A 15,659-nucleotide genomic window follows, 5' to 3' on the forward strand; every position below is an offset into this window, starting at 1 on the left:
GACCCTCTACTTGCGATCTGTCTCAGGGGATAAGCAAATCCTATGAAATCCGCGCTCATCGCCGTTGTCGCGTCCGCGCTTGCGTTGTCTGGTTGTGTCAGTGGCAGTCTCTCGCAAGGCGAGTTGCAGCCGAGCCAGTTCGCAGCCACAGCCGCGCCACGTTCGGAGACCTTCGCCGGCATTGAGGGTGGGGGCCTTATCGGCGGCAATCTGGGATCATCCCTGACCCGCCAGCAGAGGCGACTTGGCCTCGAGGCGGAATATAAGGCCCTGGAGAATACCCCCGCCGGCCAGGATGTGACCTGGAAGGATGCGAGCAGCGGTCGCAGCGGCTCGGTCCGTGCGGCGCAACCCTATCGGGTTGGGTCGCAGGATTGTCGCCAGTATATCCACACGCTTGAAATGGGTGGAGCCAGCCAGGAAGCGCGTGGTACGGCCTGCCGCAATGAAAACGGCAGCTGGACGCTGCTGAGCTGAGGTCCGTGATCGCGGGAAGGCGGCTTTCAGTGCCGCTTTGCGGGTGCGGGCGCTGCGGCCCGCCTGTGCGAAAGCCAAATGGCCGCAGGTTCACCGTGTTGGCAGCCACGCTGGCGATGGCTATTTAGAGCTCATGTTGTTCTGGATTCTTGCCGCACTGCTGACGCTTGCCGCCGCTCTTGCGGTGATGAGGCCTTTTGCTTCGCGTAAAGCAACCTCGACGGACGAAAAGTCCCACGACATCGAAGTTTACCGCGACCAGCTCGACGAATTGAGCCGCGATGTCGAGCGCGGCCTTATTGGCAAGGATGAAGCCGAGCAGGCCCGTGCTGAAATAGGCCGGCGTATCCTGAAGGCGACAGACGCGTCGCAGGATACGGCAAAGAGCGATGCTGGCGGCCAGGCGGCGCGCTTTACTGCTGCGGCAGCGATTCTTGCCGTGCCGCTCATCAGCTGGGGGCTTTATGCGGTAACCGGTTCGCCTGGAATGCCTGCTCAGCCTCTGCAGGCTCGGCTTGAACAGGATCCTTCCAACGCTTCTATTGAAGAGCTCGTTGCGCGTGCCGAGGCGCATCTGGCGGACAATCCGCAGGATGTGCGCGGCTGGCAGGTTCTGGCGCCGGTCTATATGCGTCTTGGCCGTTTCGCCGATGCACAAACGGCGCTGCGTGCCATTCTGCGCCTGTCGGGTGATGCACCTGAAGTGCAGGCTGCTCTCGGCGAGGCGATTGCGGCTGCCTCCCAGGGGATCGTGACCGCCGATGCGGAAGCTGCGTTTGAAGCCGCATTGAAAGCCGACCCGGCCAATCCCAAGGCCCGTTTCTTTCTGGCTCTGGGGCGCGCTCAGGAAGGCAAGATGGATGAAGCCCGTCAGGGCTGGCAGGCCTTGCAGGAGGCGCAGCCGGAAGGCTCGCCCTGGCGCGAGGCCGCGGCTCAGGCGCTGGCAAGCGCCGATGGCAATGCCCGTGGCGCATCTGGTGGCGCATCCAGTGCTCCGGGGCCGACACAGGAAGATGTGGCGGCCGCCTCGCAGTTGTCGGGCGGGGACCGGCAGGCCATGATCGAGGGAATGGTATCGCGTCTCGATGAGAAATTGCGCGATAATCCGGATGATCCGGAGGGCTGGCGTCGGCTTGTCCAGTCTTACATGGTATTGAAGAAGCCCGATGAAGCGCGCGAAGCGCTTGACCGTGGCGTGGCAGCGCTCGGCGCGGATACCGAAGCAGGCAGGGCGCTGGCTGCCCTGGCGCGCGATCTCGGTCTTCCTGGCGAATAGGTGTGGTGTGACCCGAAAGCAAAAACGACTGACGATCATTGCAGGCGCCATCGGTTTCCTGGCGATAGCGACCGGACTGACGCTTTATGCGCTCAGGCAGCAAACCTCCTATTTCTACATGCCGGCTGACCTGGAGGCCCGCCCTGTTGCTGAAGGACAGCGCATTCGTCTTGGCGGGCTGGTCGAGGAAGGATCGATCCAGCGCAGCGACGATACCCATGTGCGATTTGCCGTCACCGATGGCGAGCAATCGGTGACCGTGAAATATGCGGGCATTCTGCCGGACCTGTTTCGAGAGGGGCAGGGCGTTGTGACGGAAGGCGCTTTCGATGGCGCCCATGTGTTCGTCGCAGATTCGGTGCTTGCCAAGCACGACGAGAACTACATGCCCCGTGAAGTGGCCGACAGCCTGAAGGAAAAAGGCGTCTGGCAGGAAAATTGAACACCTCTAGCGGCGTTTGGTCTCGCCGTATGAGGCAGGGTGAAGGAGACGAACCGGGATTGCTCCCGGTTCGTGCTACCGGCGAGGAGCGCAGTCGAAGATGAGCATCGAACTCGGTCATTTTGCACTCGTTCTGGCATTCGCGCTGGCGCTCGTGCAGATGTGCGTGCCGATCATCGGCGGGCAGCTGAAAAACGAGACGTTGATGCGGGTTGGAGAACCGACGGCGATGGCCGGGTTCGCTTTGATCTCGTTGTCGTTTGCAGCGCTTCTGAGCGCCTATGTCCTGTCCGATTTCTCGGTACTGAATGTGTGGGAGAATTCCCACTCCGCCAAACCGCTCCTCTACAAGATCACCGGCACATGGGGAAATCATGAAGGCTCAATGCTCCTCTGGGTGTTGATCCTCGCTTTTTTCGGTGCCCTGGTGGCACTCTTCGGCCGGAATTTGCCGCTCACTCTGCGCGCCAATGTGCTTGGTGTGCAGGGCGCGATTGGAAGTGCTTTCCTGCTCTTCATCCTGATGACGTCCAATCCGTTCACCCGCCTTGATCCTGCTCCCATGCAGGGCAGGGACCTGAACCCGATCCTCCAGGATGTCGGCCTGGCCGTTCATCCGCCGCTTCTATATCTTGGCTATGTCGGATTTTCGGTTTCCTTCTCCTTCGCCATTGCCGCCTTGATCGAGGGGCGGATCGATGCCGCCTGGGCGCGCTGGGTACGCCCCTGGACACTGGCCGCCTGGATGTTCCTGACCGGCGGGATCGCGATGGGATCCTATTGGGCATATTACGAGCTTGGCTGGGGCGGATTCTGGTTCTGGGATCCGGTCGAGAATGCCTCCTTGCTTCCCTGGCTTGGCGGGACGGCGCTTCTGCATTCCGCTCTGGTGATGGAAAAGCGCTCCGCACTTAAGATATGGACCGTTCTGCTCGCGATCCTGACCTTTTCCCTGTCGCTTCTCGGTACGTTCCTCGTGCGCTCCGGCGTTCTGACGTCTGTCCATGCCTTTGCGACCGATCCAGCGCGAGGCGTGTTCATCCTTGGCATATTGATGCTGTTTATCGGCGGTTCGCTGGCGTTGTTTGCATGGCGAGCCGGATCGTTGACGGCGGGCGGGCTTTTTCAGCCTATTTCCCGCGAAGGGGCTTTGGTTCTCAACAATCTGATTTTGACCACGGCCACGGCCACGGTGTTGATCGGGACGCTCTATCCGCTTTTGATCGAAGCGCTTCTGGGTGAGAAGATTTCCGTTGGCCCGCCCTTCTTCAACCTGACGTTCGGGCCGCTCATGCTGCCTTTGCTTGCTATCGTGCCATTCGGGCCGCTGCTTGCATGGAAGCGAGGCGACCTCTGGGCAGCCTCGCAACGCCTGTTCTTCGCCTTTGGTGCGGCCCTTCTTGTGGCCATGCTTGCTTATGTGGTGATCGATCCCTCCTCGGTTCTGGGCGCTGCGGGTATCGGTCTGGGCGCCTGGCTGGTGCTTGGGGCTGCCACCGACATCGTCCTGAAATCCGGCTTCGGAAAGGCCACCGGTGCGGTGGCCTGGCGCCGGCTCATAGGTCTGCCGCGTTCCGTTTTCGGTACCGCGCTTGCCCACGCCGGCCTCGGCCTGACCATGATCGGCATCGCGGCTGTTTCCACCCAGCAGGAAGAGCGCATCGTGGCGCTTCAACCGGGCGAGACGGTGGAAATTCACGGTTTCGTTTTGCGTTTTGAAAGCCTGCGTCCCTTTACGGGTCCGAATTACACCGAAGACCAGGCGCATTTCGTGCTGAACCGGGTTACCGGCAAGCCGCTTGGCGCGGTCGTATCGGCAAAGCGGCTCTATCAGGCGCGCCAGATGCCAACCACGGAAGCCGGTATCCGGACGCTCGGCCTCAGCCAGCTTTATGTCTCGCTCGGCGACCGGACGCCCAATGGCGCTCTGGTCGTGCGTGTCTGGTGGAAGCCTTTCGTCACACTCATCTGGCTCGGTGCGCTGGTGATGATGGCAGGCGGGGCAGTTTCGTTGCTCGACCGCCGTCTGAGGGTGGGCGCTCCCATGCCGCGCGCAAAGCCGGGCAAGGCAAAGGTGGCCGGCGAGGGAGCGCGGGGATGAACATCTTTGCCAGAAAATTCGCGGCGATGGCATTGCTGGCAGTCTGCCTGTTGCCTCCCCCGGCAGCGGCAGTGCAACCTGACGAAGTGTTGCAGGATCCGAAGCTGGAGGAGCGGGCGCGTTCGCTTTCAGCCGAATTGCGCTGCATGGTCTGCCAGAACCAATCTATCGATGATTCTGACGCGGAGCTTGCTCGCGACCTGCGTGTTCTGGTGCGCGACCGGCTAAAGGCGGGCGACAGCGATGAGCAGGTGCTTGACTATGTGGTTGCCCGCTACGGCGAGTTTGTGCTCCTGAAGCCACGCTTCAGCATCCGCAATGCGCTCTTATGGGGCGCGCCCGTGGTGCTTCTCCTTATCGGTGGTATGGTTCTTCTTGTGGCCTCGCGTCGGCGGCCCGGTCGGGGGCCGGCCGCGCTCAGCGGCGAGGAAGAAGCCCGTCTCAAGACCATACTCAGGGATGGTGACTGATATCGGCATTGGGGGCTCGCCTCGATGTTCCGATTTCCAAAACGCGCCCTGTTTTCAGCCACCCGGCAAATGCTGTAGCGTCCGCTTCCTCAACCTGAAGCATTTTGCAGTCGGGCGGAATCACCTGATGTCCACATAAGCGCAGGAAAACTGGAGCGGGACGGCGTTTGCGTGAAACGATGAACCGCTCTGGGAGGGCGATATGACGACCATCACCGAAAAGCTGGAATTCGACGGTCATTCCGGTGCGAGGTTGGCCGCACGCCTTGATCTCCCCAATGGGCCGGTGCGCGCCTATGCGCTGTTTGCCCACTGTTTCACCTGCAGCAAGGACATTGAGGCAGCGCGCCGTATCGGCGCCGACCTTGCGCGGGAGGGTGTTGCCGTTCTGCGCTTCGATTTCACGGGGCTTGGCGCGAGCGAAGGCGAGTTTGCTTCGACGAACTTCTCCACCAATCTCGCTGATCTATTGTGCGCGGTGGAGTTTCTGCGTGCGCACTACGAAGCCCCTTCCGTCCTGATCGGGCACTCGCTGGGCGGGGCTGCGGTGTTGGCGCTTGCCGGCACTCTGGTCGAGGTCAGAGCCGTCGTCACCATTGGTGCACCGGCCGATGCAGCCCATGTTCTGGGAAAGCTGGGCGGCTCGCTTGACGCCATCAGCCGCGACGGTTCAGCCGACGTAACGCTTGCCGGGCGCAGCTTTCGTATCGACAGGCAGTTCGTCGAGGACGTGCAGGAGCACAGCCTGCTCGATGCAGTGAAGGTGATGCGCAAGCCGCTGCTCATCATGCATGCACCGCTCGATGAAGTGGTCGGCATCGACAACGCCACGAAAATCTTTCTTGCAGCCAGACATCCCAAGAGTTTCGTCTCGCTGGACAAAAGCGATCATCTCCTGACCGACCCGGCGGACACGGCTTTCGCCGCCAGTGTGATCGCGGGCTGGCTGTCGCGCTACATCGTGCCGGACGAGCCGCAAGGCAGCGAAGCCATGGAGCACGTTCGTGTCATGGAAACGGGAGAGGGCCGCTTCCAGAATGCGGTTCAGGCCGGCCGGCACAGGCTGTTCGCCGACGAGCCTGGAAGCGTGGGCGGTCTCGACACCGGACCTTCTCCTTACGATTTCCTGTCCATCGCGCTCGGTGCCTGCACGGCCATGACGCTTCGCATGTATGCGGATCGCAAGGGGCTGGCCCTTGGTCGCATCAGTGTCGATGTTTCCCATGCCAAGGTGCACATGGAGGATTGCATCGACTGCTCCGATGAGCTGAAGGGCAAGGGGCGGATCGACCGGTTCAGCCGTGTCATTTCCGTGGAGGGTGAGATATCGGACGAAATCCGCGATAAGCTCCTTGAAATTGCAGGAAAATGCCCGGTCCACAGGACGCTGGAGCGCAGTTCGCAGGTCCAGACCCGCATCGCAGAACAATGAAATCGAGACAGAAGATTACGAAAAGTTCATCGCCAGGAAATGGCCTTGTAATGTAGCGAGGACTATCTCTTCAGGCGAAACGCGCAGGCCGCGCGTTGCAAAACGAGAATTTTCAAGAGGATAGATCACAATGCATCAGGATCCTAAAAGCTCAGACCGGGAGCGCGGCACCATCGGCACGGGACGCCGTCGCCTGATGGCGACGATCGCCTCTGTCGCCATTGCAGGCGCTGTTGGCCTCGGTATCGTGACCAGCGGGACGGCACCGGTTCTGGCTGAAGCCGTCCGCATGGACCAGCCGGTCCAGGCACCGAGCTTTGCCGACATCGTCGAGAAGGTTTCCCCCGCCGTCGTCAGCGTGCGGGTAAAGGCGGATGTGGAAACTGCTTCCGACAACAGCGGTGGCTCCATGTTCGATATGCCCGGCTTCCAGGATCTGCCGGACGGTCATCCGCTGAAGCGCTTTTTCCGTGAATTCCGCGGCGATCAGGGACCGCGTTCGGACCGCCGCGCCCAGCCGCGCCATCGCGTTCGCCCGGTGTCTCAGGGGTCCGGCTTCTTCATCTCCAACGACGGTTATCTGGTTACCAACAATCACGTCGTGCAGGGCGGCAGCGAATACACCGTCGTCATGGACGACGGCACCGAGTATGACGCCAAGCTGATTGGAACCGATCCACGCACCGATCTCGCTGTTCTGAAAGTCGACGAGAAGCGCGACTTCACCTATGTCGCCTTCGCTGACGATGCCAAGGTTCGTGTCGGCGACTGGGTGGTTGCTGTGGGCAACCCCTTTGGTCTCGGTGGCACGGTCACAGCCGGTATCGTGTCTGCGCGTGGCCGTGACATCGGCGCGGGTCCCTATGACGATTTCATCCAGATCGATGCGGCCGTGAACCGAGGCAATTCGGGCGGCCCGGCTTTCAATCTTACCGGTGAGGTCGTGGGCATCAATACGGCGATATTCTCGCCTTCGGGCGGCAATGTGGGCATCGCCTTCGCCATTCCGGCAAGTACTGCAAAGCAGGTGGTGAACGAGCTGATCCAGAGTGGTTCTGTCCAGCGCGGCTGGCTTGGCGTTCAGATTCAACCCGTATCCAAGGATATTGCCGAATCCGTCGGCCTGGACGAGGAAAAGGGAGCGCTGGTCGCCGATGCGCAGGATGGCCAGCCTGCGGCCAAGGCCGGCATCAAGTCCGGCGACATTATTGTCGCGGTTGAAGGCCAGACGGTCGCTTCGCCGCGCGACCTCGCCCGCACGGTTGCCGGCTTTGCTCCTGGAAATGAAGTCGCCGTGACCGTATGGCGCGACGGCAAGACCCAGGACATCAAGGTCAAGCTGTCCGAGATGCCGGCTGCCGACAAGATGGCTTCGGCTGACAATAGTGGCCCGAACGCCAGCCCGACGGATGCCCAGTTCGGTCTCACGGTAACGCCTTCCGAGGATGGTCGCGGTCTCGTCGTGACCGATGTGGAACCGGGCAGCGCCGCCGAGGATCGTGGCATTCGCGCCGGCGACATCATCCTCACGGTCAACTCCCGTGAGGTGAAGTCCGGCAAGGATATCGAGGAAGCGGTCGACGCGGCGACGAAGGCCGGGCGCAAGGCCGTGTTGGTTCAAATCGAGCGTGAGGACGCGAGCCGTTTCGTGGCTCTGCCCACCAACGAGGGTTGATCCTTCGTCGAAAAGCCTCTTCCCCCGCACGCCTGTTGTGGGGGAAGGGTTCCTGCCGGCAAAAGGCAAGTCGCCAAACGCTTCGCGTTTCCATTTGCCTGCTCCGGTTTTCGGGCCGGTGTTCACTCAATTCCGGGGTATAAGGGCGGAATGAAGATTCTCGTCATAGAAGACGACCGGGAGGCGGCGGACTATCTGAAGAACGCCTTTGCCGAGGCCGGTCACACAGCCGATATTGCCCGCGATGGCGATAGCGGCTTCGCCTTGGCCGATAGCGGCAGCTATGATGTCTACATTGTTGACCGCATGCTGCCGCGCCGCGACGGCTTGTCCATCATTACCGAACTACGCGAGGGCGGAAACAAGACACCGGCCCTGATCCTTTCGGCCCTCGGCGAGGTGGACGACCGGGTCACTGGTCTGCGCGCCGGCGGCGACGATTACCTCACCAAGCCCTATGCGTTTTCCGAGCTTCTTGCCCGTGTCGAGGTGCTGGAGCGCCGGTCGGGTGCGAAAGAGGTCGAGACGGTCTATCGCGTCGCCGATCTCGAACTCGACCGGCTTTCCCACACGGTGCGCCGCGCCGGTCGGGAAATCGTGCTGCAACCGCGCGAGTTCAGGCTTCTCGAATACATGATGCGCCATGCCGGTCAGGTCGTCACGCGCACCATGCTTCTGGAGAATGTGTGGGATTATCATTTCGATCCGCAGACAAATGTCATCGACGTTCATATCTCGCGGCTGCGCGGCAAGATCGAGAAGGGCTTCGACAAGCCCCTGCTGCACACGGTGCGCGGCGCCGGCTATATGCTGAAGGACTGAATGGCCAGGCTCCTTGCGATCCTCAACACGACGGCCGCGCGTCTTTCCGCGCTCTATCTGCTTCTCTTTGCCGTCTGCGCCACCTTTCTCGTCATCTACATGACGTCGCTTTCTGCCAACATGCTGGTTTCGCAGACGCGCGACGCCATCAATGAGGAGGTGAGGGGGCTCGACAGGGCCTATCAGCGCGGTGGGCTTCCCGTTCTCGTCCGCGTGATGGAGGCGCGCGCCCGTCAGCCGGGCGCCAATCTCTATATGCTGGCCGATATCAATGGCCGCATCCTCTCGGGCAATGTGGAAAGCCTCCAGCCGGGCATTCTGGACATTACGGGCTGGACGGAACGACCCTTCACCTACACGCGCTATGGCGAAAGCGAACAGCGACTGAACGGACGTGTCGAGGAAAAGCACGAGGCGATGGCCGTTGTCTTCCGCCTGCCGAGCCAGTTCATCGTCCTGGTCGGTCGCGATCTCGGTGAGCCGGAGAAATTTCGGCGGGTGATGCAGCGCGCGCTGGTGGTGACCCTTGCCATCATGAGCCTGGGCGCTTTCCTGATCTGGTATTTTGTTGGCCGCCGCGCCCTGAAGCGCATCGACCGGGTGTCTGCCGCCAGCCGGCGCATCATGGCCGGCGATCTGACGGGGCGTTTGCCGATATCCAGCGCCGGCGATGAGTTCGACCGTCTGTCGGACAATCTGAACAAGATGCTCGACCGCATAGCGGCGCTCAACGAAGGTCTGCGCCAGGTCTCCGACAACATTGCGCATGATTTGAAGACACCGCTGACCCGCCTGCGCAACCGCGCGGAGGCGGCCCTTGCCGGCAAGCCGAAGACCGATGACTATCGCGAGGCTCTCGAGCGGACCATCGCCGAATCCGACCAGCTCATCCGCACCTTCAACGCCATCCTGATGATCTCGCGTCTTGAGGCCGGCTATTCGGCCGAGCTTACAACAGCGGTTGATTTGCGTGCCATCGTGGATGATGTCGAGGAGCTCTATGAACCCCTCGCCGAGGAAGAGGGCGTGACGCTGACTGCGAGCAAGCCCGAAGGCGCGGTGGAATTCCAGGGCAACCGGGAACTGGTCGGCCAGGCCCTTTCCAACATCGTCGACAATGCCATCAAATATTCCTCCGGCTCGGGCGATGCGCCGCGCGTCGAGCTGGTTCTGGAAAGAAGCGGCGATGAAATCCGTCTGACGGTGCGCGACAATGGCCCCGGCGTTCCCGAGGCTGACCGCGACCGCGTCACAGAGCGTTTCGTGCGTCTTGAGGAAAGCCGCACGCAACCCGGTTCCGGCCTCGGTCTCAGTCTTGCAAAGGCGGTCATGACATTTCATGGTGGCCGCCTCGAATTCGCCGACAACAATCCGGGTCTGGCGGTGGCGATGGTCTTCCCGGCGAGCCCAGCATCCCGGAAATCCTGACGTCTCCCCTCCGCGATCCGGCTTTCAGGGCGATCAGCGTGGGCGGAGCGAAAGGGAGGGCAAATGGCTCGCAGTGCAGTGGACGATGGAAGTGCATGGTTCGGCAAGCCCGTAGCGGCGTTGAAGCCCGTGGATGCCGATGCTGCGCGGGACGCGTTGGAAATCGTGTCGGATGCGGCTGCGGAAGCCGGCTGCAAGAGACTGTCGAAACTCCTTGCCGGCGAGGCACCGCTCAAACGCTTTCTGGAGGCCGTGTTCGAACTCTCGCCCTTCCTGCGCGATTGCGCACGTCGAAATCCGCATGCGCTGGAAGCCCTGTTCGATGAGGTGGCCGATGCGCGCCTTGAAACCCTGATCCACGAAATCGAGCGTTCCGCTTTTGCCGAGGGGCAAAGCGAAAGCGGCATCATGAAGGCGTTGCGCGCCCACAAGACCGAAGCCCATGCCCTGATCGCGCTTTGCCGCCTGGCGGACGAGGCCGACGCCGAAAAGACGACGCGGCGCTTGAGCACGCTTGCCGATTCCTGCGTGCGCGCTGCGGTCGACTATCTGCTGCTCGATGCGCATCGGGCCGGCAAGCTCCATCTGCCCGACCCCGAAAAACCCGCCTCCGGCAGCGGCTGGATCGTCCTCGGCATGGGCAAGCTCGGCGCCAATGAACTGAATTTCTCCTCCGACATCGATCTGATCGTTCTTGTCGATACGGAGGCGCCAGCCATCACCGAGCCCTACGAGGCGGTTGATCTTTTCGTGCGCCTGACGCGGCGCCTGATCCGAATTTTGCAGGAGCGCACCGAGAACGGCTATGTCTTCCGCACCGACCTGCGGCTGCGCCCTGATCCGGGATCGACGCCGCTCGCCATCCCTGTGAACGCGGCGCTGCATTATTATGAAAGCCGGGGCCAGAACTGGGAACGCGCGGCCATGATCAAGGCCCGCCCGGTGGCGGGGGACATCTCCGCCGGCACTGCCTTCCTGAAAGAGCTGCAACCCTATGTGTGGCGGAAATATCTGGACTATGCGGCGATTGCCGACGTGCATTCCATCAAGCGCCAGATTCATGCGCACAAGGGCCATGGCGAGATCGCCGTCAAGGGACACAACGTCAAGCTCGGGCGCGGCGGAATTCGCGAGATCGAGTTCTTCGTCCAGACCCAGCAGCTCATTGCCGGCGGGCGCTTTCCGGAGTTGCGCGGTCGCCAGACGGTCGCCATGCTCGGCCAGCTCGCCGCCCATGGCTGGATCGGCGAGGAGGTGCGCGAGGCGCTGACCCGGCAATACTGGTTCCTGCGCGATGTCGAGCATGCGCTCCAGATGATCGCCGACGAGCAGACCCACACCCTGCCGGAGGAAGACGAGGAAATCGAACAGGTTGCGCATCTTCTGGGCTTCGAGAATGCCGAGGCCTTTTCGGTGGCGTTCCGCGAGACCCTGCGGCTGGTCGAAAAGCACTATGCCGCCCTGTTCGAGACCGCACCTCAGCTTTCCCGCGGCATCGGAAATCTCGTCTTCACCGGTGATGTGGACGATCCCGGTACGCTACAGACTTTGTCGGAACTTGGCTTCGAGCGTCCGAGTGACATGTGCCGCGTCATTCGCGGCTGGCACTATGGCCGCTACAAGGCCACCCAGTCGGCAGAGGCGCGCGAGCGCCTGACGGAGCTGACGCCCGCGCTTCTGGAAGCCTTTGGCGCCACGCGCCGCGCCGATGAGGCTCTTTTGCGCTTCGACGCCTTTTTGGCCGGTCTCCCGGCGGGCATCCAGCTCTTTTCGCTGCTCCAGTCGAACCCGGCGCTGCTCGACCTTCTGGTGCGCATCATGGGTGCTGCGCCGCGTCTGGCGGCCATCATCACCCGCCGGCCGCATGTCTTCGACGGGCTTCTCGACCCCGCGCTTCTGTCGGAACTGCCTGACCGGGATTATCTCGCCGAAAGACTGGACTCCTTCCTTGCCGGTGCGCAGATCTATGAGGAAATCCTCGACCGGCTGCGCATCTTCGCCGCCGAGCAGAAATTCCTGATCGGCATACGCCTTCTGACGGGTGCGATCGATGCGGCGCGGGCGGGCCGGGCCTTTTCCGATCTGGCCGATCTGACGGTCGGATCGGCGCTCGATGCGGTCATTGCCAATTTTACCCTCCGCCACGGGCGTATCGAGCAGGGGCGTGTCGCCATTCTCGGCATGGGCAAGCTTGGCAGCCGCGAATTGACGGCGGGCTCCGACATCGATCTGATCCTGCTTTATGACCATGCGCCCGAAGCCGATTTCTCCGATGGCGAGAAGCAGCTTGCCCCTTCCGAATATTATGCGCGGTTGACGCAACGGCTGATCGCGGCGGTTTCGGCACCCACTGCGGAGGGCGTGCTTTACGAGCTCGATCTGCGCCTGCGTCCTTCCGGCAACAAGGGTCCGGTGGCCACCGAGATCGGTGCCTTCTCGCGTTATCAGCGCAATGAGGCCTGGACCTGGGAGCACATGGCGCTCACCCGCGCCCGCGCGGTGGCGGGCGACGAGGGCTTGCGGGTCCGCGCCGAGGCGGAGGTGGAGGAAATCATTGCTCTGCCGCGCGACCGCGCGAAGATATTTACCGATGCAGCCGAGATGCGCGCGCTCCTGGAGGAGGAAAAGCCTGCCCGGGACCTTTGGGACCTGAAGCTTCTGCCGGGTGGCCTGATCGACCTGGAGTTCATTGCACAGGTTGCCGTTCTGACGGGAGGTTGCGCCGCCGGTGAACGGCCCACAGGCACGGTGGATGTGCTCAACACGTTGTCGGATGCCTTTTGCCCGCCCCAGACACGCGGGGAACTTGCCGACGCACATCGGCTCTACACCATGCTGACGCAGATCACCCGGCTCTGTCTTGAGGGCGGTTTCGACCCCGATGAGGCACCGCCCGGTTTCGCCGATCTCCTGTTGCGTCAGACGGATCTGCCGGAGCTGAAGGTTCTTGAAGCCCATGTCGAGGAAACCGCTGGCCGCGTGCGCCGCCATTTCGAGACGCTGTTGGGGCAGGGGAAGAAGTAGCGGAAATCGGGCGCCTTATGCTTCCCTACCAAACGCGTTGCCGCCGCATTCCTTCTCCCCGTTAAAACAGGGAAAAGGTGCCGGCAGGGCAGAGGAGGCGCGCCTCGGCACCGCCATATCCAGCAAGGCGCCCGTCCTTCATCCGCCACCGCCATCACGCAGCGGCGGGGTGAATCCTTTTGCGCTCCTGAACCGGAATGCGCACCGACACCACCGTGCCGACACCCTCGTTGGAGCGGATTTTCAACACGCCGCCATGCAGTTCGGCCAGCGAGCGCGAAATGGCAAGCCCGAGGCCCGAGCCCGTGTGGTTCTTGGAGAACTGGTTCTGCACCTGCTCAAAGGGGCGGCCGAGCTTCTTGAGCGCGTCGCGCGGAATGCCGCAGCCTGAATCCTCGATGGTCAGCGTGATCGCCGAGCCCACCTTGCGCGCCCGCAGCGTGATGTGCCCGCCCTCGCCGGTGAACTTCACCGCATTGGAAAGCAGGTTGATGACGATCTGTTTTATGGCGCGGCGATCCGCGAACATTGTCATGGTTTCGGGAATATCCGATTTGACTTCGATGTTCTTCTCCGCCGCCTGCAACACCACGACGCGAACCGTCTCGCGGATCAGCGGGCAAAGGTCGATCTCCTCGCGCTCCACCGAAAACTGTCCGGCCTCGATCTTCGACATGTCGAGAATGTCGTTGATGACCCCGAGCAGGTAGGAACCGCTGGAACAGATGTCGCGCACATATTCCTCATAGCGCTCCGAGCCGAGCGGGCCGAACATGCCCGATTGCATGACCTCGGAGAAACCGATGATGGCATTGAGCGGCGTGCGCAGCTCATGCGACATGTTGGCGAGGAATTCCGACTTCGCGCGGTTGGCCGCCTCCGCGCGCTCCGTCTCGCGCATGTATTTGCGGTTCAGTTCGCTGAGTTCGGCGGAACGATCCTGCTCGGCGCGGCGCGCCACGCTCAGGTCGTGGATCGTCGCCATCAGCCGGCGCTCGCTATCCACCAGCTTGCCCTGGTGCTGCTTCAGCTGCGTGATGTCGGTGCCGACCGAAACGGTGCCGCCGTCGCGCGTCTTCATTTCGGTCACCTGCAGCCAGCGCCCGTCGGAGAGCTGGCGTTCGAAGGTGGCGCTGTTGCTGGTGGCCGATGCCGCCGTCAGGATGCGCCTTTCGGAGCGGAAGGAAGGCGCAAGCGTCTCGATGTCGCGCCGCCGCGCACCCGGCACCACATGGTTCGCCTCGACGCCGATATCCTGCTGGTATTTGGAGTTGCACATGATGAGCCGCTCCGAATAATCCCACAGCACGAAGCTCTCCGAAATGCTCTCGATGGCCGTGCGCAACCGAAGATCGGCGGCCTCGGTCTGCTGGGCCAGCGTGCGCTGCTCCGTCACGTCCACGGCGATGCCGATCAGGTGGAGTTCCGGCGCCTGCGGGTCCACCACCTGCGCGCGCGCCCGCATCCATACCCAATGCCCTTCCGCGTGGCGCATCCGGAACACCCGGTCCACCTGGTCGATCTCGCGCGCCACGATCCGGTTGGCGATCTCGAAAAGGTCGCCATCCTCGGGATGGATGATGGCGGAAACCTCGCCGAAGGAGAGCATTTCGTCGGTGGGCTCATAGCCCAGCATGTCGAACATGGAGCGCGACCAGAACATCTTGCCGCGCACCATGTCCCAGTCCCAGAGGCCGCAGCGTCCGCGCACCATGGCCATGTCGATGCGCTCATGGGCTTCGAGATAGATGCGGTCAGCGGCCTGCGCCCGCGCTGCCTGGCTGAAATAGGCATAGAGGATCACCATCAGGATCCCCGCCGTCAGCGAGAACAGCGTCACGTTGAGCGAAACCGAACGCCGCCATTCGGCAAAAAGCGCATCGCGCGAGGTCAGCGCCGCCACCGCGCCGTCCTGCCCGCGAATGAAAACGATCAAGGCAAGCCAGGGTTCGCCGGCCACCTCCACATCCATGACGCCGGCGCGTGCGCCGAACAGGAACAGCGGCTGCCCGCCCGAAAGAACGGCTTCCAGCGACCGGCCCACCATGTCCTGTCCGTTGGAGGAGGCGGCAATCACGTTGAAGCCGGCATCGGTCACGGCAAGCACCCGCCGTTCGGCGGAGCCGACCCGGCGCGAGGTTTCCTCGATCAGCGCGCGGGCCCGGTCTGCACCGTCTTCCTCGCTCGATGTTTCCACCGACAGTGTGACGGCGATGGATTCGGCTGCAAGCGCCAGCATCGTCTTGGCGTCGCGCTCGATATCGTCGCGCCAGTTCAGAAGCGAAACGAAGCGCGCGGCGGCCACCACGAGCAGGAAAATGATGATGAGAATGGGGATGGAACGGCGCAAATGCGGCTCGATCGCCAGAAGGCGTTCGTAAGCGGGTGCCGCAATGATCTTCGCGTTGCCCGCCAGGCCCATGCGCGACTTGCGTCGATGCCGTGACCTGGCAGAGCGGCCCGTAATTCCGGGCAAGACCCAGCCCTCAGCCTTCGCCATGCGACGGGCTCC

General features: G+C 62.5%; 11 protein-coding genes. 10 read left to right on the forward strand and 1 reads right to left on the reverse strand.

The features are described from left to right. Positions 1–42 precede the first annotated feature (42 nt). From NA8A_RS19945 to NA8A_RS19990, 10 genes are all read left to right on the forward strand, one after another. Positions 43–477: an RT0821/Lpp0805 family surface protein gene (locus tag NA8A_RS19945; protein WP_009452195.1), complete on the forward strand. Its 435-nt coding sequence runs from the start codon at positions 43–45 to the stop codon at positions 475–477. A gap of 133 nt (positions 478–610) precedes the next feature. Next, complete coding sequence (gene ccmI, locus NA8A_RS19950; protein WP_040673211.1) at positions 611–1,753, forward strand: c-type cytochrome biogenesis protein CcmI; 1,143 nt, start codon at positions 611–613, stop codon at positions 1,751–1,753. Between the two features lie 7 nt (positions 1,754–1,760). Beyond that, positions 1,761–2,195, forward strand: a complete 435-nt coding sequence (gene ccmE, locus NA8A_RS19955) for a cytochrome c maturation protein CcmE (RefSeq protein ID WP_009452197.1) — start codon at positions 1,761–1,763, stop codon at positions 2,193–2,195. 100 nt (positions 2,196–2,295) lie between these two features. Beyond that, on the forward strand, positions 2,296–4,296 hold the full coding sequence (locus NA8A_RS19960) for a heme lyase CcmF/NrfE family subunit (RefSeq protein WP_009452198.1): 2,001 nt from the start codon (positions 2,296–2,298) through the stop codon (positions 4,294–4,296). Continuing rightward, the gene (locus NA8A_RS19965; RefSeq protein WP_009452199.1) at positions 4,293–4,766 is read left to right on the forward strand and encodes a cytochrome c-type biogenesis protein; all 474 of its coding nucleotides are present in this window, start codon (positions 4,293–4,295) and stop codon (positions 4,764–4,766) included. Before NA8A_RS19960 ends, NA8A_RS19965 begins: the two co-directional genes overlap by 4 nt. Positions 4,767–4,968: 202 nt before the next feature. After that, positions 4,969–6,198 carry a bifunctional alpha/beta hydrolase/OsmC family protein gene (locus NA8A_RS19970; protein ID WP_009452200.1) on the forward strand — a complete coding sequence of 410 codons (1,230 nt, stop codon included), beginning with the start codon at positions 4,969–4,971 and terminating at the stop codon, positions 6,196–6,198. A 130-nt stretch (positions 6,199–6,328) separates the two neighbouring features. Then, entirely contained in the window at positions 6,329–7,873 is a 1,545-nt protein-coding gene (locus NA8A_RS19975; RefSeq protein WP_009452201.1) for a DegQ family serine endoprotease, read from the forward strand. Positions 7,874–8,023: 150 nt separating this feature from the next. After that, positions 8,024–8,695 (forward strand): response regulator transcription factor, encoded by a 672-nt coding sequence (locus NA8A_RS19980; protein WP_009452202.1) that lies wholly within the window; start codon positions 8,024–8,026, stop codon positions 8,693–8,695. Beyond that, the gene (locus NA8A_RS19985; RefSeq protein WP_009452203.1) at positions 8,696–10,123 is read left to right on the forward strand and encodes a sensor histidine kinase; all 1,428 of its coding nucleotides are present in this window, start codon (positions 8,696–8,698) and stop codon (positions 10,121–10,123) included. A gap of 63 nt (positions 10,124–10,186) precedes the next feature. Beyond that, entirely contained in the window at positions 10,187–13,147 is a 2,961-nt protein-coding gene (locus tag NA8A_RS19990) for a bifunctional [glutamine synthetase] adenylyltransferase/[glutamine synthetase]-adenylyl-L-tyrosine phosphorylase (protein WP_009452204.1), read from the forward strand. A gap of 154 nt (positions 13,148–13,301) precedes the next feature. Here NA8A_RS19990 and NA8A_RS19995 read toward each other — a convergent pair whose 3' ends face one another. Next, positions 13,302–15,647 (reverse strand): PAS domain-containing sensor histidine kinase, encoded by a 2,346-nt coding sequence (locus NA8A_RS19995; RefSeq protein WP_040673183.1) that lies wholly within the window; start codon positions 15,645–15,647, stop codon positions 13,302–13,304. Positions 15,648–15,659 lie beyond the last annotated feature (12 nt).

Source organism: Nitratireductor indicus C115 (assembly GCF_000300515.1).
Taxonomy (GTDB): domain Bacteria; phylum Pseudomonadota; class Alphaproteobacteria; order Rhizobiales; family Rhizobiaceae; genus Nitratireductor; species Nitratireductor indicus.

What these genes read in the sequence shown, in the direction of transcription:
- NA8A_RS19970 (WP_009452200.1), top strand. Translation starts at nt 4,969, where the DNA reads ATGACGACCATCACCGAAAAGCTGGAATTCGACGGTCATTCCGGTGCG.
- NA8A_RS19980 (WP_009452202.1), top strand. Translation starts at nt 8,024, where the DNA reads ATGAAGATTCTCGTCATAGAAGACGACCGGGAGGCGGCGGACTATCTG.
- NA8A_RS19990 (WP_009452204.1), top strand. Translation starts at nt 10,187, where the DNA reads ATGGCTCGCAGTGCAGTGGACGATGGAAGTGCATGGTTCGGCAAGCCC.
- NA8A_RS19985 (WP_009452203.1), top strand. Translation starts at nt 8,696, where the DNA reads ATGGCCAGGCTCCTTGCGATCCTCAACACGACGGCCGCGCGTCTTTCC.
- NA8A_RS19960 (WP_009452198.1), top strand. Translation starts at nt 2,296, where the DNA reads ATGAGCATCGAACTCGGTCATTTTGCACTCGTTCTGGCATTCGCGCTG.
- ccmI (WP_040673211.1), top strand. Translation starts at nt 611, where the DNA reads ATGTTGTTCTGGATTCTTGCCGCACTGCTGACGCTTGCCGCCGCTCTT.
- NA8A_RS19945 (WP_009452195.1), top strand. Translation starts at nt 43, where the DNA reads ATGAAATCCGCGCTCATCGCCGTTGTCGCGTCCGCGCTTGCGTTGTCT.
- NA8A_RS19975 (WP_009452201.1), top strand. Translation starts at nt 6,329, where the DNA reads ATGCATCAGGATCCTAAAAGCTCAGACCGGGAGCGCGGCACCATCGGC.
- NA8A_RS19995 (WP_040673183.1), bottom strand. Translation starts at nt 15,647, where the DNA reads ATGGCGAAGGCTGAGGGCTGGGTCTTGCCCGGAATTACGGGCCGCTCT.
- NA8A_RS19965 (WP_009452199.1), top strand. Translation starts at nt 4,293, where the DNA reads ATGAACATCTTTGCCAGAAAATTCGCGGCGATGGCATTGCTGGCAGTC.